The following is a 25,382-nucleotide window of genomic DNA, read 5'->3' as shown; positions in this document are numbered from 1 at the left end:
GATTGAATGGCCCCTTTCTATTAGTTAAGTTTTGTGCGTAAAGCTGTAGCAAGTTGCTCAAATTCATCCCAGCTGTCCACTGAAACTCCTGACGCATTCGGATGACCACCGCCACCAAAATCTTGCGCAATATCATTAATAATCAATTGCCCTTTAGAACGTAATCGACATCTGATTTCATTACCTTCATCGACTGCAAATACCCATATTTTCAAGCCTTTGATGTCAGCAATTGTATTAACAAACTGAGATGCTTCATTTGGCTGAATACCGAATTGCTCCAATACATCTTCAGTTATTTTAACTTGGCAGAATCCATCATCCATAAGTTCGAAATGTTGTAAAACATAACCTTGAAACGGCAACATTTTTGGGTCCTTCTCCATCATTTTATTTAAAAGCGCATTATGATCAATATCATGCCCAATTAACTTTCCAGCAATTTCCATAGTATGTTCTGAGGTATTGTTAAAAAGGAATCGCCCAGTATCACCGACGATACCAAGATATAAAACGCTCGCGATATCTTTATTAACAATTGCTTCATCATTAAAATGTGAGATTAAATCGTAAATGATTTCACTTGTAGATGACGCGTTCGTATTAACTAAATTAATATCACCATACTGATCAACTGCAGGATGATGATCTATTTTAATAAGTTTACGACCTGTACTATAACGTTCATCGTCAATTCGTGGAGCATTGGCAGTATCACATACAATTACAAGCGCATCTTGATATGTTTTATCATCAATGTTATCTAACTCTCCAATAAAACTTAATGATGATTCCGCTTCACCCACTGCAAATACTTGCTTTTGCGGAAATTTCTGCTGAATATAGTATTTTAAACCAAGTTGTGAACCATATGCATCAGGATCTGGTCTAACATGTCTGTGTATAATAATTGTATCGTTGTCTTCGATACATTTCATAATTTCATTCAAAGTACTAATCATTTTCATACTCCCTTTTTTAGAAAAGTTGCTTAATTTAAGCATTAGTCTATATCAAAATATCTAAATTATAAAAATTGTTACTACCATATTAAACTATTTGCCCGTTTTAATTATTTAGATATATATATTTTCATACTATTTAGTTCATAACGATTATAGGACATCAAGCAATATTATACTAGCAACAGTTGACCAAATAAAAATGCACAAATAACAAGCTTTATTTAATTCAGGGGCCACAACATAGAGAAATTGGACCCCCAATTTCTACAAACAATGCAAGTTGGGGTGGGGCCCCAACATAGAGAATTTCGAAAAGAAATTCTACAGACCATGCAAGTTGGGGTGGGCCCCAACATAGAAGCTGACGTAATGTCAGCTTACTATAATGTTCAAGTTGGGCCCCAACGTTTGTGCGAAATCTATCTTATGCCTATTTTCTCTGCTAAGTTCCTATACTTCGTCAAACATTTGGCATATCACGAGAGCGCTCGCTACTTTGTCGTTTTGACTATGCATGTTCACTTCTATTTTGGCGAAGTTTCTTCCGACGTCTAGTATGCCAAAGCGCACTGTTATATGTGATTCAATAGGTACTGTTTTAATATACACGATATTTAAGTTCTCTATCATGACATTACCTTTTTTAAATTTACGCATTTCATATTGTATTGTTTCTTCTATAATACTTACAAATGCCGCTTTACTTACTGTTCCGTAATGATTGATTAAAAGTGGTGAAACTTCTACTGTAATTCCATCTTGATTCATTGTTATATATTTGGCGATTTGATCGTTAATTGTTTCACCCATCTGAGGCTGTCTTCCTAAAAGTTGCATAGACTTTAAAACATCTTGTCTATTAATCACACCCACTGTCTTTTTATTACTCGAAACGACAGGAATCAATTCAATACCTTCCCAAATCATCATATGCGCACAACTTGCTACTGTACTCATAGCATTTACATAAATAGGATTTCGCGTCATCACTTTATCTATTTCGTCGTCGTCCTTTGTATTAATCATCTCTCGACTTGTTACAATACCTACTAATTTATAAGACTCATTGACTACCGGAAATCTTGTATGGCCAGTTCGATTCGCCATACGCTTATAATCTGCTATTTTCATCGTATCAAACAGCACAGATAAATCATCTAATGGCGTCATTATATCTTGAACTATTAAGATATCTTTTCGTATTTTCTGATTAAAAAGTGCTTTGTTGATAATATTTGCAACTAGAAATGTATCATAACTTGATGATAGAACAGGTAAATCATGTTCATTCGCAAAATTAATAACTTTATTAGATGGCTTAAATCCACCAGTAATTAATATAGCCGTACCTCTTTTTAAAGCTTCAATCTGCACATCTTCACGATTTCCGACAATCAATAATGTCTTTGGACCAATATATTTTAAAATATCTTTGAGTTCCATTGCTCCAATTGCAAATTTAGATACCATCTTAGTGATACCTTTATTGCCACCTAACACTTGGCCATCAATAATATTGACAATTTCATTAAAAGTTAAATGTTCAATTTCATTACGATTACGTTTTTCGATTCGAACCGTACCAACACGATCTATCGTTGCGACCATGCCCATTTTATCAGCATCTTTAATTGCACGATATGCTGTCCCTTCAGATACGTTTAAAAATTTAGCGATTTTACGCACCGAAATTTTAGAGCCTATAGATAACGATTCAATATAATCTAAAATTTGTTCATGTTTTGTCATTCTTTACCTCTTCTTTTCGAACAGTATTAACTACATTATAACTTTATTTTGGATAAAAAGCATTGAAGTGAAATGAAATAATGATCGTTTCACCTATTTTATTTTTTGAAAATATACAACAAACACAAAGATCACAAAATCTTTAATTTTAAATGGAAAAATCCATTATTATTTATTAGAATGTAAGTGAGGAGGGATGTACTAATGTATAAAAATATATTACTTGGTGTAGACACTCAGTTAAAAAATGAAAAAGCACTAAAAGAAGTGTCTAAATTAGCTGGCGAAGGTACAGTCGTAACAGTTTTAAACGCAATCAGCGAACAAGATGCTCAAGCATCAATTAAAGCAGGTGTTCATTTAAACAAACTTACTGAAGAACGAAGCAAGCGATTGGAAAAAACACGCAAAGCTTTAGAAGATTATGGTATTGATTATGACCAAATAATTGTTCGTGGTAATGCAAAAGAAGAACTATTAAAACATGCTAATAGCGGTAAATACGAAATTGTTGTTTTAAGTAACCGTAAAGCAGAAGACAAAAAGAAATTTGTACTTGGAAGTGTCAGCCACAAAGTAGCAAAACGTGCGACTATCCCTGTATTAATCGTTAAATAAAATTTTTATCCAGAATCACAAATAATCTTTCAATCATGATGCAGTCTCAAACGACTGAGTAAATACAAGAAACGATTATGACTGTGGTTCTGGATTTTTTATATCGTAGTAAATTTATAATCAATGTCTAATTGTATAAAACTAAAATTACGAGAGTAGGTCAGAAATGATAAAGAACCACTGATGTCCCCCGTCCACGTCGTAACTGAATCAGTAGAATATAAAAACACCCACTAAAAATATGCAGACGATAACTTCCACATAGATTAGCGAGGTGTTTTTTAGTGTAAAATCTATATTCTATTTAAAACTGAACAGATTCACCTGGTTTTAAAATTTGCACGTCCCCTACATTAACAGCATCTTTAAATTGTTGTGGATCTTGTTCGATTAATGGGAATGTATCATAATGAATCGGTACAGAAATTTTTGGTTTAATAAATTCATTAATAGCATAACTTGCATCATCAATACCCATCGTAAAATTATCTCCAATTGGTACAAAACATACATCAACTGGATGACGTTTCGCAATAAGTGACATGTCACTAAACAGACCTGTATCACCAGTATGATAAATTGTTTTTCCTTCAACTTCAAACACGATACCCATTGGCATACCTAAATAAACTGGAATACCATTTTCATGTGTAAAACTTGAACTATGAAATGCTTGAACAAATTTAACGCTTCCGAAATCAAAGTTTGCTTTACCACCAATATTCATACCATGAACATTTTCAACACCGTGATATGAAGAAAGATAGTCAGCCATTTCTGCACTTCCAATTACTGTTGCTCCTGTTTTCTTTGCTAGTTCCACAACATCACCAAAATGATCAAAATGACCGTGCGTTAAAACGATATAGTCTACCTGCACTGTTTCAATATTCAAATCACACTTAGGGTTATTTGAAATAAACGGATCTACGATAACCTTTTTGTTGTTCCCTTCTAAATAAATCGTTGATTGACCATGAAATGATAACTTCATTTGAGCATCCTCCTATCAATTACTATATAAATTTAGTACCCTTTTGCCACTTAATTATAACAAATTCTCAAATTTTAAAAATTGAAAATCTAGTTAATGTATTAGCTCGATTTTGAAATCTAATAATAATTGGCATAAAATGGAAGTAATATTATGTTGAGGAGTGTTTATAAAATGACAAAAATATCAAAAATAATAGACGAATTGAACAATCAACAAGCTGATGCAGCATGGATTACAACACCGTTGAATGTATATTATTTTACTGGATACCGTAGCGAACCCCATGAAAGATTATTTGCATTATTGATTAAGAAAGATGGTAAACAAGTACTATTTTGTCCAAAAATGGAAGTCGAAGAAGTCAAAGCATCACCTTTCACAGGTGAAATCGTTGGATATTTAGACACTGAAAACCCTTTTTCACTTTATCCTCAAACAATCAATAAATTACTAATTGAAAGCGAGCACTTAACAGTAGCACGCCAAAAACAATTAATCTCTGGTTTCAATGTCAATTCATTCGGAGATGTTGATTTAACAATCAAACAATTGAGAAATATTAAATCCGAAGATGAAATTAGCAAAATACGTAAAGCTGCTGAGTTAGCAGATAAGTGTATCGAAATAGGTGTTTCTTATTTAAAAGAAGGTGTGACTGAACGTGAAGTAGTCAACCATATTGAGCAAACTATCAAACAATATGGCGTCAATGAAATGAGTTTTGATACGATGGTTTTATTTGGAGATCATGCCGCATCACCTCATGGCACACCAGGAGATCGCAGATTAAAAAGCAATGAATATGTACTATTTGATTTAGGTGTAATTTATGAGCATTATTGTAGCGATATGACACGTACTATTAAATTTGGTGAACCTAGCAAAGAAGCACAAGAAATTTATAATATTGTATTAGAAGCAGAAACATCTGCAATCCAAGCAATTAAACCTGGAATACCATTAAAAGATATCGATCATATCGCTAGAAATATTATTTCAGAAAAAGGTTATGGTGAATATTTCCCTCATCGCTTAGGTCATGGCCTAGGATTACAAGAACATGAATATCAAGATGTTTCAAGTACTAATTCTAATTTGTTAGAAGCTGGCATGGTTATTACAATCGAACCAGGTATTTATGTACCTGGTGTTGCAGGTGTAAGAATTGAAGATGACATACTTGTCACTAATGAAGGATATGAAGTATTAACACATTACGAAAAATAAGGAGTGGGATAAAAATGAAAAGCTTGTTACAAGCGCATTCTCATTCAGTCAAACACTGCCAATATAACATTGTAGCGCCTAAGACATAAATTTTTATCCAAGTCTAAATGCAATATGTAACAAACAAGCTAGAAACACATATGCAGGTATGTTCATCAGTAACATGTAATGAATCAAATCAATATCATTCATGTTCGATGATTTCTTCGCATTGTTTCTAGCTTTAATTTATCATTATTTAATTTTAATAACCAAGGAGATGATAACGTCATTCTTTAGTACGCTGTAATCCATTCCCTTTTCATCAAATTCAAATTATAATTGTAATGCTTCTTCTACAGATTTATATTCCATTTCAAATGCCTCTGCAACGCCTTTATTGGTTACGTGACCTTTGTAAGTATTTAAACCTAATGATAATGGTTGATTTGATTTAAATGCTTCTCTATACCCTTTATTAGCTAGCATGAGCGCATAAGGTAGCGTAGCATTATTTAAAGCTAACGTCGAAGTACGCGGTACTGCACCTGGCATATTTGCAACTGCATAATGAACCACACCATGCTTAATATATGTAGGATCATCATGTGTCGTAATTTTATCAGTTGTTTCAAAAATACCGCCTTGATCAATAGCAATGTCAATAATAACTGACCCATTTTTCATTTGTTTAATCATGTCTTCTGTTACAAGTCTTGGCGCTTTAGCACCTGGAATTAAAACTGCACCTATTACTAAATCACTTTGTTTAACATACAACTCAATATTCAACGGATTTGACATAATTGTATGTACACGTCCACCGAATAAATCATCTAATTGTTGTAAACGCTTTGGATTAACATCTAAAATCGTAACATCTGCACCTAGTCCTAGTGCAATTTTAGCTGCATTTGTTCCTGCTTGACCACCACCGATAATAGTTACTTTACCCTTAGGTACTCCTGGGACACCACCTAGTAGAATTCCCATACCACCATTAAGTTTTTGTAGGAACTCTGCGCCAACTTGAGCTGACATTCTTCCTGCTACCTCACTCATTGGTGATAACAATGGTAAAGATCGGTCTGGTAACTGCACAGTCTCATATGCAATACTAATTACTTTTCTATCTATCAAAGCTTGTGTTAATTTTTCTTCATTTGCTAAATGAAGATAAGTGAATAATACAAGCCCTTCTTTAAAATATGGATATTCAGATTCAAGTGGTTCTTTAACTTTAATAACCATATCCACATCCCAAACTTTTGCTTGTTCAGCAACAATCTCAGCACCTGCTTCTTTGTAATCTACATCTTCAAAGAATGATCCTGAACCCGCATTTGTTTCCACTAAAACAGTATGCCCACTTTCTACTAAAGCGTGCACACCACTTGGTGATAAACCAACACGATTTTCATTATTTTTAATCTCCCTTGGTATACCAATTTTCATACCATCCACCTCCATAATCATCTTAACGCGAACATTTTGAAAGCGCAATCAAAAATCCACAAAATTGTAAAGGTTATTACACTGACTTTTCCGAAAATTGTGGTAAAATATAATTAAGAAAGAACAAGGAGGCACTTACTATGATTACTTACAAAAATATTTTAATCGCAGTTGACGGTTCACATGAAGCGGAATGGGCATTTAACAGAGCAGTTGGTGTTGCTAAACGTAACGATGCGAAGTTAACAATTGTGAATGTAATTGATTCAAGAACGTATTCTTCTTATGAAGTTTATGATGCTCAATTTACTGAAAAATCTAAGCATTTTGCAGAAGAATTATTAAATGGTTATAAAGAAGTAGCTACTAACGCTGGTGTTAAAGATGTAGAAACGCGTCTAGAGTTTGGCTCTCCTAAATCTATCATTCCTAAAAAGCTTGCACATGAAATTAATGCAGACTTGATTATGAGTGGTACATCAGGCTTAAATGCCGTGGAAAGATTTATTGTTGGTTCTGTATCAGAATCTATCGTTCGTCATGCGCCATGTGACGTGTTAGTTGTTCGTACTGAAGAGTTACCAGCAGACTTCCAACCACAAGTTGCAACAACTCAATTACGTGAAAAATATCAAAATTAAATATAGATGATCATTAGATAACTACTTGATCATTATGAACCAAGTGCAACTTTCTGCACTTGGTTTTTTATTGTTTATAAATAAAACTCACTTAATAATGTTTTCATAATCTTCTTCGACTACTTAATTCTTTAAGATATTCGTGAAAAGAGACATTACACTAGTTAATTTTCAAACAATACAAAAAGCGTCTACCTCCTACATATAATTGTAGCGGAGATAGACGCTTAATATTTATTTAAAAATTATTTTAAACCACCGAATGTCATAACATCACGGGCAATCATACTTTCTTCATCTGTTGGAATAACGACAACTTTAACTGGTGAATGAGGATAGTTAATAAATCCTTCTTTACCACGTAGTAAGTTTTCATTTTTCTTAGGATCCCAGTAAACACCCATAAATTCTAAGCCTTCAAGAACTTTCGCACGAATTTCTACTGAGTTTTCACCGATACCTGCTGTAAATACGATAACATCAACACCATGCATTCTCGCAGCATATGATCCAATATATTTGTGAATTTTAGAAGCAAATACATCTAAAGCCATTTGTGAACGTGCTTTACCTGATTCAGCTTCTTCTGATAAGTCACGTAAATCACTAGATGTACCTGATAATCCTAATAAACCTGATTCTTTGTTTAAGATTTCCAATACTTGTTCAGCAGTTTTACCTGTTTTTTCCATAATAAATGGAATTAAAGCAGGGTCAATATTACCAGAACGAGTACCCATTGTTACACCAGCAAGTGGTGTGAAGCCCATTGATGTATCAATAGATTTACCGCCATCGATAGCTGCAATTGATGCTCCATTACCAATGTGACATGAAATAATACGTAAATCTTCAATTGGCTTATCTAACATTTCTGCCGCTCTTTGTGATACAAATTTATGGCTTGTACCATGGAAACCATACTTACGAATGCCATAATCTTTATAATAATGATATGGCAAGCTATATAGATATGCTTTTTCAGGCATTGTTTGATGGAATGCTGTATCAAAAATTGCCACATGAGGGATATTTGGTAATAATTTACGGAAAGCACGAATACCCATCAAGTTAGCTGGGTTGTGAAGCGGTGCTAATTCGCTTAATTCTTCAATTTCCTTTTCAACCTCATCAGTAATAGCTACTGATTCAGGGAATTTTTCACCACCATGTACAACACGGTGACCTGTTCCATCGATATCGTTAATATCATTAATAATATTGTGCGCTTTAAAAGCATCCAACATGATATCAACTGCCTCAACGTGATCCTTGATATCTTGTACTGTTTTAACTTTTTCCCCGTTGACTTCAATTGTAAAAATTGAATCCTTCAATCCGATTCTTTCTACTAAACCTTTTGTTACTAATTCCTCTTCAGGCATTCTAATTAATTGAAATTTTAATGATGAACTACCAGCATTGATAGCCAAGATTAATTTTGACATAAGTAATGATCCTCCATCGTTTGCTTTTTATACTATTTCATTTTTCATTTTATCATTCATACAGTTTTATGACTATACTATTACAGATTATTTTTTAGGACGATTTGTGTCCATCCACTGATTTAACTCTGTCATAAATCCTTGAAATTGTGAAGGAATTTTGAAATCAGGAATATTTGCCAATAATACTTCAACTGGCTTTGTTTCACCCGATTTTTTCTTTTGTAAAATTAATATAGATTTTCGCGCTTTTTCATTTTTAAATAAAGTTGGTGGTAAATTTAAAAATGCTTGCATCTCTGTCTCTGTTGCAATATATTTTTCAAGCTGTTTTACATGTTCACCTGTAAAAATATTACTTGGTACCACTAGAAAGGCATATCCAGCATCTTTTAATGCATTTATTGCTTGTTCTATTAATAAATAATGTGAATAACTATGTCCTTCTTCAAAACCTAGCTTAAACTCCTTACTTCTTTCATCAATTGGATAATAGCCTACTGGAAAATCACCAATAACGATATCTGCTTCTTCTAATGGTAGTGGCATGATGGCATCTTGAGGATACACATCGAAAGGAATTTCTAAGAAGTTTGCTAAATGTACACTAACACGTGATAAAACTGGATCAACTTCAATTAAATGATGCATAACCGCAATTTCAGGTAACACTTCTTTTACAGTAGCACTTAAATGACCGGCACCACTTGCAATATCAACAATATGTAATTCTTCTTGGTTGTTCATAAAACGCTCAACTAAAAATCCTAGTATCAATCCAATTGAATCTGGTGTAATTTGATGATTTGCTTGTATCTTTTCTTCCTGCATTAAACTTAAATATGCAAATTGGAATGCTTTACGTCGATCTTGTAACGTCGATTGTTCTAACAATCCTCTTTCATTGGTATATACTTGTTCCATTGCTAGCCCAAGATTTTCAATAAAACTTTGGCCATTTTCATTATTTAATGTTTTAGCTTTTTCATCTAATGTATGAAACAAGCGTTCCATAATTGTTTGTTGTTCTGCCATATTCGTCCCTCTCCAATAAAAAGTGCCCATAGGTCTTAGCAATCATAGAAAACAATTCTATTTTAATGCTGTTGACAACGATGGACACGATGTATACATTTTAAGATTTATCTCTTTAATGATTAAATATTTTTGTATGCAGCTAAAGCAGCATCAAAATCTGGGAAATCAGTACCTTCACTAACGATTTCTTTATAAACAACTTTATTATCTGCATCTAATACAAATACTGCACGAGCTAATAAGCGAAGTTCTTCCATAACAACGCCATAGTTTTCACCAAATGATAAGTCACGGTGGTCACTTAATGTAATGACATTGTCTAAACCTGCTGAAGCGCACCATCTTTTTTGTGCGAATGGTAAGTCTGCTGAAATTGTAAGCACAATCCCCTCTTCTTTAGAAGCATCAGAGTTGAATTTGCGAGTCTGCTGATCACAAACACCTGTATCAATTGATGGTACCACACTAATTAATTTCTTTTTACCAGCATAATCTGCTAATGTTACTTGATTTAAGTCATTATCTAACACTGTAAAATCAGGTGCAAAATCACCTTCATTAATTTGTTGACCTTTTAAGTGGATTGGTCCACCTTTGAATGTTATTTCAGTCATATACTTGACCTCCTGCATTTTAAAATTCTAACTACATCATACGACAATTTATGGTTTGATTACAATTTTCATGCTTTAATCAAAAGCAAATTTAATTTTATACAAATTGTTGAATATAATCAAAAGCATTTTTTAAAATTAAAATAGCAGTAATAATAATAAATAATACTTTTACATAGCCAACACCTTGTTTGATAGCAAAATGTGCCCCAGTATATGACCCAGCAATCATGCTTGTAGCCATTATTAAACCTATTACATAATCTACTTGTCCTAATACCATAAATAATACAAGCGCACCTATATTAGAAGCAAAGTTCAAAACTTTAGCATTTCCTGCTGCACTTAAAAAATCAAAACCAAAGACTAACAATACAAAAAGCATAAATGAACCTGTTCCCCCACCTACAAATCCATCATAAAAGCCGATTAATATAAAAAGTGCTGCAAATAGTATGGCTTTCTTAAATGTAAATTGAGTAAACGTACGTGTATTGCCCCAATCTTTTTTAAGTAATGTGAATATAAACACCGACGAAAGTGCAATAATGATTAAAGGTTTCAATATTTGTGACGGAACCATCGTTGCAATATATGCGCCACATGCAGATGCCAAAAATACAAAACCAAATAATTTGGCAACAACATATAAGTCCACTTTACCGGACCTTATAAACTTTATCGTACTAGTTAAAGAACCAAATGAACTTGCCAATTTATTTGTACCTAAAGCCACAGATGGTGGTAGACCGATTGCTAATAATGCTGGCGTAGAAATTAAACCGCCACCCCCTACAACCGAATCTATAAACGCCGCGATAAAACCAAATAAAATTATGATTATAATCATCGTTAAGTTCAAATCCATAGTTTAACATCCCCTTATGTTTAAATTTACTCTAGGATTTTATTTATAAAAAGTCATTTATTAATTGGTTTGTTTGCTGTTCTTTAATAGTTTTATAATCACTAGTTATTTCAAGTGTTTCAATATTTTCAACAGCACGATTAATCATCTCTTCAAAATCAAAGACGCTTTCATATTGAACTACCTTATCAAAGTTTGGTTCGGTTACTGGATTTTTAGGGGTGAAAATTGTACAACAATCTTCAAATGGTTGAATAGATGTTTCAAATGTACCAATTTCTTTCGATTTAATAATAATTTCTTCTTTATCGTAAGTTAATAAAGGACGTAATACAGGAGTAGAAGTTACATTATTAATTGCATACATGCTATGAAGTGTTTGACTGGCTACCTGCCCTAGGTTTTCACCATTTACAATAGCTAAAGCCCCTATTTGATGTACTAATTTATCAGCAACACGCATCATCATACGTCTCGTTGAAGTCATTGTATATCTTGGATGTACAACTTTATTTACCTGTTTTTGCAATTCTGTAAATGGTACAATATGCAATTTAATTGGTCCAACACGTTCAGCTAAAATACGTGTCAATTCAATAACTTTTTCTTTTGCTTGATCACTTGTAAATGGTGGACTATGGAAATGAATCGCTTCAATTGTTACGCCACGTCTCATCACTTCCATCCCAGCAACTGGTGAGTCTATACCGCCTGAAAGCATTAGTAACGTCTTACCACCAGTACCAACTGGTAATCCACCTGAACCCGGAACAACTTCTTCATACATATAAATTGCATCTAATCTAACTTCCACTCGAATTTCATGATCTGGACGTTTGACATTCACTGAAATATTGTCGAAGTGCTTCAATATTGCACCACCCAATTCACGCTGTAATTCATACGTATCCATTGGGAAATTTTTATCGGCACGCTTCACATCAATTTTAAATGTGCTGTTTTCTTCAAATTGCTGCGCAAATTTAATTGCCGCTGCACTCATTGCCTCTATTGTTTTTTCTACTTTTAATACTGGACTAATAGATTTAATACCGAAAATTTTTGATAATCGATATGTTATTTCATTTATATCTGCATGGTCTTCAAGTTCAATATACATACGATCTCGTTTGCCTTTAACGACAAACCCATCAAGTCCTTTTAATGACTTATTTACATTATTTCTTAATTGATTTACAAATTTTTTTCTATTTGAACCCTTTAATGTTAACTCCCCGTATCTAACAAGCAAGTGATCATACTTCATTATTTTAGCAACTCCTTAATTTCCTCATAAATGATGATAAATATTTCTTTAAACCTTGCTATATCTTCTTTAGTTGTAGTAGCCCCAAATGATAATCTTATACTACCTTCAATAGATTTGTCTGATAATCCCATTGCAGCCAATACTTCATTTAATTTATTACGTTTAGATGAACAAGCACTCGTCGTAGATATCATAATGTCATATTTTGAAAAAGCATTAACTAATACTTCACCTTTTACGCCAGGAAAACTAATATTTAAAACGAATGGTGAACCAGAAGTTGAAGAATTAATATAAACTCCATGATATTTATTTAAAAATTGACGGACGTCATTATTTAACACAGTAACAAATGCATTCAATGCTTCAAAGTTTTCATTAGCTATCTTCATCGCTTTAACCATTGCAATATCATTTGGCAAATTAACTGTTCCACTTCTAACGCCATATTCTTGACCACCACCATGGACAGTTGGTTCAACATTTTGAATGTGATTTACAAGTAAGACGCCTTGGCCTTTTAAACCATTAAACTTGTGTCCACTTAAACTAATACTATCTATGTTATTGAGATCCATTGAAATTTTGCCGAATGCTTGAACCGCATCTACATGAAAATGTGCCTTAGGATAATTTTTTATAACTTTAGCCATTTGTGGAATAGGCTGTATTTGTCCAGTTACATTATTTACATACATACATGTTACTAAACCGACTTTGTCTGACATTAATTCTTTGAAGTGTTCTAAGTTAATACTGCCATCTTTCTTTACATCAACATATTTAACTTTAAATCCTTCGTGTGCTTCCAAATATCTTACAACCTCTAATACGGACGGATGCTCTAACACGGATGTAATTATTTCCTTCGCTGTATCAAATTTACGATAGGCAATACCTTTTAAAGCAAGATTATTGGATTCAGTTGCACCACTAGTGAATACAACATCATAATTTGTTTTTGAATTAATCATTGCATTAATTTGGGCTTTTGCTTGTTGTAGTAATTGATTTGCCTGCAAACCAGCTTTATGCGGACTATTCGGATTATAATACATTGATTGATTTACTTTTAAATAAGTATCTAACACTTCTTCAAATGCTTTCGTCGTTGCCGCATTATCTAGATATATCAAAATAAACACTTCTCTTTCATTAATCATCAATCGTTAAAATTGTTTTACTCAAGCATTATACTATTATCCGACAAAAAATAAAGGTTATAGCGCAAAATAATCTTATTTCTACTTATTAAATAAAAATTAGACTATTTCACTCTATTTAAACAGCTGTGTGATTATGCTTTTTTCACTACTTATATTAATTAAAACAACACATTTGATTACGTTTATCTTTAAACAATTGCTATTTATATTTATTGTCCCTTTCATTTATCCATATAAAAAAGAAGCTAGACAACGTATCGTTGGCTAACTTCAATTATTAAACTCATCAGTCCAATTTGACAGAGTGCTCATATTATTTAAGTATAACTACATACTAGTTTCTATTGCTTAATAACTTCTTCTTCAATATGTTTAGTAACACCTGGCTCAACACTTTCAAGAGCTTGCTCTGCAATTTCAATCGCACGCTTATAGCGATTATTTTTAAATAATCGTTCAGCTTCATTTAAGCTCTTATCAACATTGCTATAGTCCTTACGATATCTATTTCCATATTGAATTAATTTCTCTGCATAAACAGCATTAACAAGAACATCATTTGCTTCATCTTCAAATGTATTCATTTGAATCACAATTTTAGACACTTTATCTTTTAACTGTTTAACGTGTATTGGACGTTCACTAAATTGTTCGTTAACATCACGAACTTCATGATCAATTTCATTTTTCATGATGATAAACCTTTCAGGAACGCTTGTTAAGTTAGAAGCAAGTAATCGACGATACACTTCTTCTTTCTTCGATTGGACTCGTAGCAGATTGTCTTCTGCTTCTGCTTCATCTTCACGCAATTGAATCAGATGATTTTGTAGCTTTTCTTGTTTGTCATTAATAACTGTGACATGATCTTCTAAATATTGTAAATTATCCTGAACCTCGCTATATCGCACAGCAGATTTAGACATTTCTTTTAAAATATCATCATATACAGAAATTAAACTTTGAATTTCATTTTCAAATTGACGAACACTTTGAGCATCAGATTCATTTATATAGTAGTTTTCACGTACATATTCAATTTCTGTTTGCAATGTATAATTCATGTCTTTAGCTTTGAATAAGTTATCCGTAATGATATCTTTTGTTTCTTCGACATCATTTTTAGCTTTAACTTCATGTTCAATTAAATCATACATGTCATCTAACTTATCATTGATATTAGCTAGTTTATCATTAGCTTCTTCTAATTCTAAGCGGCTAATTAATGGTTCAACGAAACTAAGCTCTGTTTTTAAGCTTTGTAATGTACTGTCTACTTTTACGTGATCCAGATCATACCCTTCAACTTTAAGATCACGGCAACCATATTTTAAATCTTGGAATTGACCAGGTAATTCTTTTTGAGTTTCTCTAATTAATTCTGGTATTTCTTCCATATAAGATCTTAGCTGTTTCATTTGTTCATTCAAGGCAGCTATATGGTTGTGCGCTTGTACATAATTACCATCAGCTTTTAGTACTTCATATTGCTCTAACCTTGGCTCAAACTTTTCAATTTCAGTTTCAAGTAGACTTGCTGCCTCACCAAATTGATGACGATTTGCTAAAACATCACGTTTCATTTCACGATAATCAACCTTACATTTGTCATATAATTCATCATTATCTTTGTATAACGCAATAATTTCATTTACATCTTCTAATTGTTGCTGATAGCTTTGTTCGTAACTATCCATCAACTCATTTGCATCATCAATTTCACTTTGAGATGCGTTGAAACTAAATTTATCTAATAAAGCCTCAGCATTATGGATTTTTTCTTCCACAGGAGCTAGATACTTATTTGTACTTTCTACGTTGTCCTTTTTCATTGCATCGTATTTCGTTTTTGTTTCACCTTTTAAATTCAACTTAGATAATTGTGCAAGGTTTTGATCAAAAGGTAACGTCTCAATTTCATTTTTACGTTCGATTGCTTTTTCAATAATTTGTCGTTTATTTGAACGTAAATAGAATAATACACCTACAGCAATCAATATAATCACAATTATTGCCAAAATGATATATAACACCATATGCTTCTCCTCCTAATTTATCATTACTATTATAACGTAATTTTGCTTAAGGATAAATTATAAAATGAATTTATTGCCATAATATTTTCGAAATTCTATACTATTATAAAATCTATAAAAATAAGAGGTTTTAAATATGACAACAATTAACCCAACAAACTACACATTATTAAAGAAACAAGCAGCAAGCCTTATTGAAGATGAACATCATATGATTGCTATTTTAAGTAACATGTCTGCCTTATTAAATGATAATCTAGATCAAATTAATTGGGTCGGCTTTTACTTATTGGAACAAAATGAACTTATACTTGGACCTTTCCAAGGACACCCCGCTTGTGTCCACATTCCAATTGGAAAAGGTGTATGTGGTACAGCCGTTTCAGAACGTCGTACACAAGTTGTAGCTGATGTCCATCAATTCGAAGGACATATCGCTTGTGATGCTAATAGTAAGTCTGAGATTGTCGTTCCAATTTTCAAAGATGATAAAATTATCGGCGTCTTAGATATCGATGCCCCTATAACTGATCGATTTGATGACAATGACAAAGAACATCTTGAAGCAATTGTTAAAATTATTGAAAAGCAACTCGCATAAAAGGTCATCAGCATTTTCAATAAAGTGTTGACAGTTAGCAGGAAAATGTTACAATAATCTTTGTGTGAATTAACGAAAGTAGCAGTTGTATATTATTGAGCGCTATGTTGTTCCCAATGCGGACGTGTCACGTAACTGTCGCTATAAGGTGAAGACACATAAAACAATATATCTTAGTAAGCATGCAACACTCTTTTTTGTTTATTCATAACAACAAAAAAGAATTAAAGGAGGAGTCTTATTATGGCTCGATTCAGAGGTTCAAACTGGAAAAAATCTCGTCGTTTAGGTATCTCTTTAAGCGGTACTGGTAAAGAATTAGAAAAACGTCCTTACGCACCAGGACAACATGGTCCAAACCAACGTAAAAAATTATCAGAATATGGTTTACAATTACGTGAAAAACAAAAATTACGTTACTTATATGGAATGACTGAAAGACAATTCCGTAACACATTTGACATCGCTGGTAAAAAATTCGGTGTACACGGTGAAAACTTCATGATCTTATTAGCAAGTCGTTTAGACGCTGTTGTTTATTCATTAGGTTTAGCTCGTACTCGTCGTCAAGCACGTCAATTAGTTAACCACGGTCATATCTTAGTAGATGGTAAACGTGTTGATATTCCATCTTATTCTGTTAAACCTGGTCAAACAATTTCAGTTCGTGAAAAATCTCAAAAATTAAACATCATCGTTGAATCAGTTGAAATCAACAATTTCGTACCTGAGTACTTAAACTTTGATGCTGACAGCTTAACTGGTACTTTCGTACGTTTACCAGAACGTAGCGAATTACCTGCTGAAATTAACGAACAATTAATCGTTGAGTACTACTCAAGATAATACGTTCAATACAAACACCCACAATTGTGGGTGTTTTTTTTATTAATTTAAAAATGATAGATTCAAAATTATATGGAGCTACCCTATTTTACAATCAACTTAGAATTTACAAGTCTTATTTGTTTAATTATCTTTAGTATTTCATCATTAGTTTTTAAAATTATCAATTGCGATATACGAATCCTCATCCCTCTATCAAATTACCATTCATCGTCTCACTTAATAAATAATTTCGGATTATCTGTAATTAATCCATCTACACCCATTTGTCTTAATTTTTCTCCAGTTTTCAATTTATTAACTGTGTATGGCATAACCTGTAATTGATGATGATGTGCTTTATCAACAAATTTTCTGGTCACTAATGCATAATTAGGATTAACATAACTAGCAATTTGAGCAATTCTTGAAAAGTTTGGCTTTTTATACCAATAATTACGTTTACTACAAAGCACACCTAATTCATATATACTGCCCAATGTGTTTAACTTTTCGATGCATTCGATATCAAAAGATTGTATAACTACTTGTGTCGCATCGACTTTCTTTTCTTCCAAAAATGCCAGCAATTTACATTCTATTTCTGGATATAAATTCGGACTTTTCAATTCAATCAATAGCTTTTTATCATACTTTAAGCATAATGAAAGTACTTCATCTAACGTGGGTATTCGTTCTCCCTTAAAAGCAACATCTTTATAACTACCAAAATCAAATGATTTTAATTGCGATAATGTGTAATCAGAAATACGCCCCTTACCATCCGATGTTCTATCAATTGTTTCATCATGTATCACAACAAAATGTTGGTCTTTGGTCAAATGAACATCTATTTCTAACATAGCAACATTGAGCCCCATTACCTCTCGATAACCGACCATTGTATTTTCAGGAAAATCACTCGGCAATCCACGGTGCGAAACAATTTGTAATTCATCTTTCAGTTTATTCAGAGTCATTGATAAGTCACCTTTCTGTTAAACTTTGATAAACTATTCTAAAATTAAACTATCACAATTATATTGGAGGTTAAAGCAATTGCATCAACATGACTTTAAAGTCCAAACTTCTTGGCAAGGTGGTCGTAACAATGTCGGAAACGTTCAAGGCGACATACTTTCAGAGAATATTTCTATACCTGCTTCCTTAGGTGGTGTTGGTTTAGGAACAAATCCCGATGAATTGTTAGTATCAGCCGCTTCATCATGTTATATCATCTCATTAGCAGCTACTCTTGAACGTGCAAAGTTCACAGATATTTCAATTGAACAACAATCGATTGGAACAGCTTGTTTAAATAACGGAAAATTCAGTATGTCAAAAATTGTGCACCATCCTCAAATTCAAATTCCAAGTGATCAAATAGCACAATTAGAAAAGCGATTACCAAAATTGATAACAATTGCAGATAATAATTGCATGATTTCAAATGCTGTAAGAAATAATGTGGACATAAAAATTTATCCCATCATTCAGGCCAAATAAAATCTTTAAGTGATAACGTTTGTTCGACAATATAGCGTTATCACTTTTTTAGGCTTTTAAATTTTCAGAAAATTTGCTAAAATAGTGAAATCTTATTTATAGGAGGCATATAAATGTATTATCATCAACCGTTGTTATTAACACCTGGCCCAACCCCTGTACCTGATGCCATTATGAGAGAAATTCAAGCACCTATGGTTGGTCATCGTTCTAAAGATTTTGAAGACATCGCACAACAAGCATTTCAAGGTCTAAAGCCAATATTTGGGAGTCAAAATGATGTACTTATTTTAACATCTAGCGGTACAAGCGTCTTGGAGGCTAGTATGTTGAACATTGTAAACCCTGAAGATCACTTCGTTGTCATTGTTTCAGGTGCCTTTGGTAACCGATTTAAACAAATTGCACAAACTTATTACAAAAATGTGCATATTTATGACGTAACATGGGGAGAAGCTGTAGATGTCAAAGATTTCATCAATTTCCTTTCAACTTTAAATGTTGAAGTGAAAGCAGTATTTAGTCAATATTGCGAAACATCTACGACAGTGCTACACCCTATTCACGAGTTAGGAAATGCCATCAATCAATTTAATAGTAATATTTATTTTGTAGTTGACGGCGTAAGTTGCATTGGTGCTGTTGATGTTGACATTAACAAAGATAAAATTGATGTACTTGTTTCTGGTAGTCAAAAAGCAATTATGTTACCTCCAGGATTAGCTTTTGTAGCTTATAGCCACCGTGCAAAAGAACGTTTCAAAGAAGTAACTACGCCAAAATTTTATCTAGACTTAAATAAATACATTTCGTCACAAGCTGACAATTCTACACCGTTCACACCAAATGTGTCTTTATTTAGAGGTGTAAATGCATACGTTGAAACCGTAAAAGCAGAAGGTTTCAATCACGTAATAGCACGACACTATGCAATTAGAAATGCATTAAGAAGCGCCTTAAAAGCATTAGATTTAACTTTATTAGTCAATGATAAAGATGCATCTCCAACGGTTACAGCATTCAAACCTAATACAAATGATGAAGTGAAAATAATCAAAGATGAACTTAAAAATCGGTTTAAAATAACAATTGCTGGTGGTCAAGGCCATCTTAAAGGTCAAATTTTAAGAATTGGTCATATGGGGAAAATTAGTCCTTTCGATATTTTATCGGTAGTATCTGCTTTAGAAATTATTTTAACTGAACACCGTAAAGTTAACTATATCGGTAAAGGTATATCAAAATATATGGAGGTTATTCATGAAGCAATTTAATGTACTCGTTGCAGATCCCATATCAAAAGATGGTATCAAAGCATTATTAGATCACGAACAATTCAATGTAGATATTCAAACTGGCTTGTCCGAAGAAGCATTAATCAAAATTATACCTTCATACCATGCTTTAATCGTTCGTAGTCAAACTACGGTTACTGAAAATATCATAAATGCTGCTGATTCTTTAAAAGTAATCGCACGCGCCGGTGTTGGTGTAGATAATATTAATATTAATGCTGCAACATTAAAAGGTATTTTAGTTATTAATGCCCCAGATGGTAATACGATTTCAGCTACTGAACATACACTGGCAATGTTATTATCAATGGCACGAAATATTCCGCAAGCACACCAATCACTTACAAATAAAGAATGGAATCGAAATGCATTTAAAGGTACTGAGCTTTATCATAAAACATTAGGTGTCATTGGTGCTGGTAGAATTGGTTTAGGTGTTGCTAAACGTGCGCAAAGTTTCGGAATGAAAATACTAGCTTTTGACCCTTACTTAACGGATGAAAAAGCAAAATCTTTAAGCATTACGAAGGCAACAGTTGATGAGATTGCCCAACATTCTGATTTCGTTACATTACATACACCACTAACACCTAAAACAAAAGGCTTAATTAATGCTGACTTTTTTGCCAAAGCAAAACCTAGTTTGCAAATAATCAATGTGGCACGTGGTGGTATTATTGATGAAAAGGCGCTAATAAAAGCATTAGACGAAGGACAAATTAGTCGGGCAGCTATCGATGTGTTTGAACATGAACCTGCAACTGACTCGCCTCTTGTTGCACATGATAAAATTATTGTTACACCTCATTTGGGTGCTTCAACAGTCGAAGCTCAAGAAAAAGTGGCAATTTCTGTTTCAAATGAAATCATCGAAATTTTAATTGATGGTACTGTAACGCATGCAGTGAATGCACCTAAAATGGACTTAAGCAATATAGATGATACTGTAAAATCATTCATCAATTTAAGCCAAACAGTTGGTGAATTAGCTATTCAATTAATGTACAATGCACCAAGCTCTATTAAAATTACGTACGGTGGCGACTTAGCCTCTATTGATAGTAGTTTATTAACACGTACAATTATTACTCATATTTTAAAAGATGATCTTGGTCCTGAAGTCAATATTATCAATGCTCTAATGTTGTTAAATCAACAACAAGTGACATTAAATATTGAAAATAATAAAGCAGAGACAGGTTTTAGTAACTACTTAGAGGTAGAACTATCAAACGATAGCGATTCCGTTAAAGTTGGCGCTTCTGTCTTTACAGGTTTCGGTCCAAGAATTGTTAGAATTAATAATTTTTCTGTAGACTTAAAGCCAAATCAATATCAAATTGTGTCATATCATAATGATACTCCAGGTATGGTAGGAAAAACTGGCGCATTGTTAGGTAAATACAATATCAACATTGCATCTATGACTTTAGGTAGAACTGAAGCGGGCGGAGATGCGCTAATGATTTTATCCGTTGATCAACCTGTTTCAAACAATATAATTGATGAACTTAAACAAGTTGGTGAATACAATCAAATTTTCACAACTGAATTGACGGTACAGTCATAAACAATTTATGTAAATTCAAAATGCCAAGAAGACATTGGATTACTTCCATTGCTTCTTGGCATTTTTTCATTATTAATTTCATTGTAACTCAATATGAAACCTTTGGTTCAATCATTCACTTCAAGTTGTGCTGTCAAACAACAATCAAATTACAAATTATCTAGTACACCTCTAAGTTCACCTAAATGATTAATAACATAGTCGGCATGATGCGCTTCTAACTCACCTGCAGCATCCTTACCTTTTAAACCTGTTAATGTTCCAATAAACGTTGCACCTATTTTTTGAGCACTTAATAAGTCAGCTAACGAATCGCCTACTATAAATACGTCATCTTTATTTACAATGTTATCTTGCTTATTGATATAAGATTCATATTTATCGCGATTATTACCATATAAAGCTGCGATATAACTAAAAGGATTCGGCTTTCCTAATGGTCGTGCTTGCGGATACATATTCTCTGCTTCTAAAACATCACTTGCTGTTGCAATAAAATCAGCTTCAAAATATGGTAACAATCCTAAATTTTCAAATGGCACAACAGTCTCAGTATAAGGACGACCTGTTGCAATACCTAATTCGAAACCAGCACCTTTTAAATCATTCAGAAGTACCTTAACTTCATCTACTGGTCTCAAAATAATTTCTTGATAAATATAACCTGTCTTAAAAGTAGTTCGTGCTATTTTCTTTTCAACATCTTCATACAACTTCGATCCTAAATACCATTCTTGATAAACTTCTTGCGCTAACGTCCATAATGCACCCTTCAAACTAAATAAAGTAGCATCCGAAACATGTAACTCTGTTGTTGCAAACTCTTCCAAAGCAGCATAAATATTATTTTTACCAACTTTTACATTATCCAAAAATTGTAAAGGTAGTTGTTCATTTAAATTAAAACAGTCTGCTAAGTTTGTGCTTATATTTTGCAACTTCAATTCGACAGGCTCATCTTGATACATGAATGCCTCAATTTCATCATGTGATAACTTTTTCAAAATATCAATTAAATGAATACTAAAAACGATAAATAACATATCCCAATTTGAATTTAGCCCTAGCGATTTTAATTTGTTTAAAATCTTATCTTTTTGAAAAATTCGATTCCTAATGTCTTGTATATCGTTATCAGTCAAAGTTTCCCAATCTATATGTGAATGAAGACCTAAATAACACTTATCCATTAATAATTCATATACCGTTAATGCAGAGACATCGAAACAACGTTCTTCACTTAAAAAAACGCCATCAACATCAAATAAAATTTTCTTCACAATCCCCACTCCATTTCTGAAAATTCAGATATAAATCATTCTACTATTTGACTAAAAAAAGCGCAAACCCTATTGAAGTTGGATTTGCGCTTTAGCTGTTTAAATTTTATAAATGTTTTTCAATTTCATCAGCAACCTGCTGTACGTGTGTACCGACAATAACTTGAGTTGAATGTTTACCATTAACAGTAACACCAACTGCACCGGCGTTTTTAATCTTCTGTTGATCAATAATAGATGTGTCTTTTAACTCTAGACGCAACCTTGTTGCACAATTAGTTAAATTAACAATATTCTCTTGACCACCTAAACCTTCTAATATTTGTATAGCATGTTGATGATATTTACTTTGTTTAATATCATTTTCACCAGGAGCAATATTATCTTTTACAACTGTTGGATCAACTAATTCATTTTCACCTCTACCAATCGTATTCAAGTTAAATACTTGGATTACTACACGGAAAATCACATAGTATAAGATGAAAAATACAACACCTTGAACAAGCAACATCAATGGATGATTTGATACCGGATTAATTAGTGATAACACATAATCTATCAAACCTGCACTAAATGAAAATCCAGCTGTCCAATGGAATGTAGCTGCGATAAATAAAGATAATCCTGTTAATAACGCATGAACAACATATAAGATTGGCGCAACAAACATAAATGCAAACTCAATCGGCTCTGTAACACCAACGAAAAATGCTGCAACTGAACTCGCTAGGAACCAACCGTAAACTTGTTTTTTCTGAGTCGTTTTAGCTGTATGATACATTGCTAACGCAGCCGCTGGAATACCGAACATCATGATTGGGAAGAATCCCGCTTGATAGCGTCCTGTAATACCTTTTATAGCATCTTTGCCACTTTGGAATTTACCAATATCATTAATACCAATCGTATCAAACCAGAACACACTATTCAGTGCATGATGTAATCCTGTAGGAATTAATAGTCTGTTAGCAACACCATATATGAAAGCACCAAACGATCCTAAACCAACTATAGATTCACCAAATTTTACAATCCATGAATAAAGTAGTGGCCATAAGAATAACAATATGACAACTAAAAATGTACAGTAAAATGCAGTCATAATTGGAACTAGACGTTTACCACTAAAAAATGATAATGCTAATGGTAATTCTATTTCACTAAACTTATTGTATGCATAAGCTGCTATTAAACCTATTACAATACCAACAAAGACATTGCCATTATTCATCTTTTCAAAAGCTGAATTTATTTCCGAAGCTTTCATTCCTAATAAAGGCGCTAATTTCATTGGTGATAATACAACTGTAACTAAAAAATATCCTAACGTAGCTGCAAGCGCGACTGCACCATCATTTTTCTTTGCCATTCCTATAGCTACACCAATTGCAAATAAAATACCTAATTGCTCTAAAATCGTAGTACCTACCGTAGTAAAGAACATTGCGATTTTCGGCGTCGCATGAAGTGCATTTAACGTATTACCAATTCCGGCAATAATTGCTGCAGCCGGTAAAATGGCAACTGGTAACATTAACGAACGCCCTAAATTTTGGAAAAATTTATACATTGAATGTCATCCTTCTTAAAATAAGGTAGAAATATAAAGATTACTAATGTAACTAGAATAACTACTTCGATACTCCGTTATAGTCACCTAGGCTTACTAACCAGCTATATTTCTACCTCAAGTTATTTTATAAACTTTTTACAATTTCATGCAATTCTTGTTGTAACTTTGCTGTTCGTGTTTCAATCTCTTTTGTAATATAATCGATACGCTCGTTTCGTTTTAAATCTTTAGGTAAATCGTTAATATCGATTGGTTTACCAATATTTATGTATGCTTGTCCTGTTAAAAGACCGTGAATCTTAGTAGGACCAACATAAGCAACAGGTAATATTGGTGACTTACTTAACATTGCAATTGTTGAAGCACCACGTTTCAAAGGTGCACCTTCTTGCGATGTGCGAGAACCTGTTGGGAAGATACCAACTGTCTTATTATCTTTCAACAAATTGATTGGGCGTTTTAAAGTACTAGGTCCTGGATTTTCACGATCTACAGGAAATGCATTTAAAGACGTTAAAAATTTACCAATCCATTTATTTTTGAATAATTCTTTTTTAGCCATATAATGAATTTGATTAGGATATAATGCCATACCTAGCATAATGACTTCGTTATAACTTTCATGCGTACAAGTTACGACATATTTACTATCCTTAGG

General features: G+C 32.9%; 26 protein-coding genes. 10 read left to right on the top strand and 16 right to left on the bottom strand.

Translation table 11 applies throughout. The features are described 5' to 3' along the window. Positions 1-20: 20 nt before the first annotated feature. Positions 21-962: a pApA hydrolase Pde2 gene (gene pde2 / locus IDG66_RS08595; protein ID WP_000626074.1), complete on the bottom strand. Its 942-nt coding sequence runs from the start codon at positions 960-962 to the stop codon at positions 21-23. Positions 963-1,415: 453 nt separating this feature from the next. Further along, entirely contained in the window at positions 1,416-2,714 is a 1,299-nt protein-coding gene (locus IDG66_RS08590) for a CBS domain-containing protein (RefSeq protein WP_000160435.1), read from the bottom strand. Positions 2,715-2,918: 204 nt separating this feature from the next. Here IDG66_RS08590 and IDG66_RS08585 point away from each other — a divergent pair, with 204 nt between their 5' ends. Next, on the top strand, positions 2,919-3,332 hold the full coding sequence (locus tag IDG66_RS08585) for a universal stress protein (protein WP_000277602.1): 414 nt from the start codon (positions 2,919-2,921) through the stop codon (positions 3,330-3,332). Positions 3,333-3,636: 304 nt separating this feature from the next. Here the strand turns inward: IDG66_RS08585 and IDG66_RS08580 are convergent, their stop codons facing one another. Beyond that, complete coding sequence (locus IDG66_RS08580; protein WP_000777188.1) at positions 3,637-4,326, bottom strand: metal-dependent hydrolase; 690 nt, start codon at positions 4,324-4,326, stop codon at positions 3,637-3,639. Between the two features lie 174 nt (positions 4,327-4,500). Between IDG66_RS08580 and IDG66_RS08575 the strand changes: the two genes are divergently transcribed. After that, positions 4,501-5,556 (top strand): M24 family metallopeptidase, encoded by a 1,056-nt coding sequence (locus IDG66_RS08575; RefSeq protein ID WP_000161666.1) that lies wholly within the window; start codon positions 4,501-4,503, stop codon positions 5,554-5,556. A 93-nt stretch (positions 5,557-5,649) separates the two neighbouring features. On the opposite strand, the gene IDG66_RS08570 is transcribed toward IDG66_RS08575, so the two are convergent. Both IDG66_RS08570 and ald read right to left on the bottom strand, forming a co-directional pair. Beyond that, positions 5,650-5,748 (bottom strand): hypothetical protein, encoded by a 99-nt coding sequence (locus tag IDG66_RS08570; RefSeq protein WP_001789984.1) that lies wholly within the window; start codon positions 5,746-5,748, stop codon positions 5,650-5,652. Between the two features lie 123 nt (positions 5,749-5,871). Continuing rightward, the gene (gene ald / locus IDG66_RS08565; protein WP_000689998.1) at positions 5,872-6,990 is read right to left on the bottom strand and encodes an alanine dehydrogenase; all 1,119 of its coding nucleotides are present in this window, start codon (positions 6,988-6,990) and stop codon (positions 5,872-5,874) included. Between the two features lie 140 nt (positions 6,991-7,130). On the opposite strand from ald, the gene IDG66_RS08560 reads away from it, so the two are divergent. Further along, positions 7,131-7,631 (top strand): universal stress protein, encoded by a 501-nt coding sequence (locus IDG66_RS08560; protein WP_000634175.1) that lies wholly within the window; start codon positions 7,131-7,133, stop codon positions 7,629-7,631. 245 nt (positions 7,632-7,876) lie between these two features. On the opposite strand, the gene IDG66_RS08555 is transcribed toward IDG66_RS08560, so the two are convergent. From IDG66_RS08555 to IDG66_RS08530, 6 genes are all read right to left on the bottom strand, one after another. Continuing rightward, entirely contained in the window at positions 7,877-9,079 is a 1,203-nt protein-coding gene (locus tag IDG66_RS08555; protein ID WP_000040069.1) for an acetate kinase, read from the bottom strand. A gap of 87 nt (positions 9,080-9,166) precedes the next feature. Beyond that, positions 9,167-10,114: a class I SAM-dependent methyltransferase gene (locus IDG66_RS08550; protein ID WP_000840574.1), complete on the bottom strand. Its 948-nt coding sequence runs from the start codon at positions 10,112-10,114 to the stop codon at positions 9,167-9,169. Between the two features lie 122 nt (positions 10,115-10,236). Next, positions 10,237-10,731: a thiol peroxidase gene (tpx, locus tag IDG66_RS08545; RefSeq protein ID WP_000136253.1), complete on the bottom strand. Its 495-nt coding sequence runs from the start codon at positions 10,729-10,731 to the stop codon at positions 10,237-10,239. Positions 10,732-10,828: 97 nt separating this feature from the next. After that, positions 10,829-11,599, bottom strand: coding sequence for a sulfite exporter TauE/SafE family protein (locus IDG66_RS08540; protein ID WP_000365324.1), 771 nt, complete (start codon positions 11,597-11,599; stop codon positions 10,829-10,831). A gap of 43 nt (positions 11,600-11,642) precedes the next feature. Then, positions 11,643-12,866 carry a tRNA uracil 4-sulfurtransferase ThiI gene (gene thiI / locus IDG66_RS08535; RefSeq protein ID WP_000872657.1) on the bottom strand — a complete coding sequence of 408 codons (1,224 nt, stop codon included), beginning with the start codon at positions 12,864-12,866 and terminating at the stop codon, positions 11,643-11,645. Next, positions 12,866-14,014 carry a cysteine desulfurase family protein gene (locus IDG66_RS08530; RefSeq protein ID WP_072419834.1) on the bottom strand — a complete coding sequence of 383 codons (1,149 nt, stop codon included), beginning with the start codon at positions 14,012-14,014 and terminating at the stop codon, positions 12,866-12,868. The genes thiI and IDG66_RS08530 overlap by 1 nt, the downstream gene beginning before the upstream one ends. 148 nt (positions 14,015-14,162) lie before the next feature. On the opposite strand from IDG66_RS08530, the gene IDG66_RS08525 reads away from it, so the two are divergent. After that, a complete protein-coding gene (locus IDG66_RS08525; RefSeq protein WP_001789981.1) occupies positions 14,163-14,303 on the top strand; it encodes a hypothetical protein in 141 nt (46 codons plus the stop codon). A gap of 73 nt (positions 14,304-14,376) precedes the next feature. On the opposite strand, the gene ezrA is transcribed toward IDG66_RS08525, so the two are convergent. Continuing rightward, positions 14,377-16,071, bottom strand: a complete 1,695-nt coding sequence (gene ezrA / locus IDG66_RS08520; protein WP_000244865.1) for a septation ring formation regulator EzrA — start codon at positions 16,069-16,071, stop codon at positions 14,377-14,379. A gap of 136 nt (positions 16,072-16,207) precedes the next feature. Between ezrA and IDG66_RS08515 the strand changes: the two genes are divergently transcribed. Further along, positions 16,208-16,672 carry a GAF domain-containing protein gene (locus tag IDG66_RS08515; protein WP_000207848.1) on the top strand — a complete coding sequence of 155 codons (465 nt, stop codon included), beginning with the start codon at positions 16,208-16,210 and terminating at the stop codon, positions 16,670-16,672. A gap of 243 nt (positions 16,673-16,915) precedes the next feature. Further along, entirely contained in the window at positions 16,916-17,518 is a 603-nt protein-coding gene (rpsD, locus tag IDG66_RS08510) for a 30S ribosomal protein S4 (protein ID WP_000090512.1), read from the top strand. Positions 17,519-17,733: 215 nt separating this feature from the next. On the opposite strand, the gene IDG66_RS08505 is transcribed toward rpsD, so the two are convergent. After that, entirely contained in the window at positions 17,734-18,477 is a 744-nt protein-coding gene (locus IDG66_RS08505; RefSeq protein ID WP_000174285.1) for a glycerophosphodiester phosphodiesterase, read from the bottom strand. A 79-nt stretch (positions 18,478-18,556) separates the two neighbouring features. Between IDG66_RS08505 and IDG66_RS08500 the strand changes: the two genes are divergently transcribed. The 4 genes from IDG66_RS08500 to IDG66_RS08485 all read left to right on the top strand — a co-directional run bounded on the left by IDG66_RS08500 (position 18,557) and on the right by IDG66_RS08485 (position 22,057). After that, positions 18,557-19,003, top strand: coding sequence for an OsmC family protein (locus IDG66_RS08500; protein WP_000553929.1), 447 nt, complete (start codon positions 18,557-18,559; stop codon positions 19,001-19,003). A gap of 113 nt (positions 19,004-19,116) precedes the next feature. Beyond that, a complete protein-coding gene (locus IDG66_RS08495; RefSeq protein ID WP_000291417.1) occupies positions 19,117-20,277 on the top strand; it encodes a pyridoxal-phosphate-dependent aminotransferase family protein in 1,161 nt (386 codons plus the stop codon). Further along, positions 20,264-21,868: a phosphoglycerate dehydrogenase gene (gene serA, locus IDG66_RS08490; protein ID WP_000808850.1), complete on the top strand. Its 1,605-nt coding sequence runs from the start codon at positions 20,264-20,266 to the stop codon at positions 21,866-21,868. The genes IDG66_RS08495 and serA overlap by 14 nt, the downstream gene beginning before the upstream one ends. Positions 21,869-21,961: 93 nt before the next feature. Continuing rightward, on the top strand, positions 21,962-22,057 hold the full coding sequence (locus tag IDG66_RS08485) for a hypothetical protein (protein ID WP_031789489.1): 96 nt from the start codon (positions 21,962-21,964) through the stop codon (positions 22,055-22,057). Here the strand turns inward: IDG66_RS08485 and IDG66_RS08480 are convergent. The 3 genes from IDG66_RS08480 to IDG66_RS08470 all read right to left on the bottom strand — a co-directional run. After that, on the bottom strand, positions 22,018-23,148 hold the full coding sequence (locus IDG66_RS08480) for an HAD family hydrolase (RefSeq protein ID WP_000721707.1): 1,131 nt from the start codon (positions 23,146-23,148) through the stop codon (positions 22,018-22,020). The two genes, IDG66_RS08485 and IDG66_RS08480, sit on opposite strands and share 40 nt — an antisense overlap. 106 nt (positions 23,149-23,254) lie before the next feature. Then, complete coding sequence (nagE, locus tag IDG66_RS08475; protein WP_000276362.1) at positions 23,255-24,721, bottom strand: N-acetylglucosamine-specific PTS transporter subunit IIBC; 1,467 nt, start codon at positions 24,719-24,721, stop codon at positions 23,255-23,257. Between the two features lie 127 nt (positions 24,722-24,848). Continuing rightward, on the bottom strand, positions 24,849-25,382 hold a 534-nt coding region (locus IDG66_RS08470), incomplete at its 5' end, for a lysophospholipid acyltransferase family protein (protein WP_179328766.1).

This window comes from Staphylococcus sp. EG-SA-18, assembly GCF_017151825.1.
GTDB lineage: Bacteria > Bacillota > Bacilli > Staphylococcales > Staphylococcaceae > Staphylococcus > Staphylococcus aureus.
Note: the sequence above shows the minus strand (reverse complement) of the source record. Positions and strands in the feature narration are given on the sequence as shown.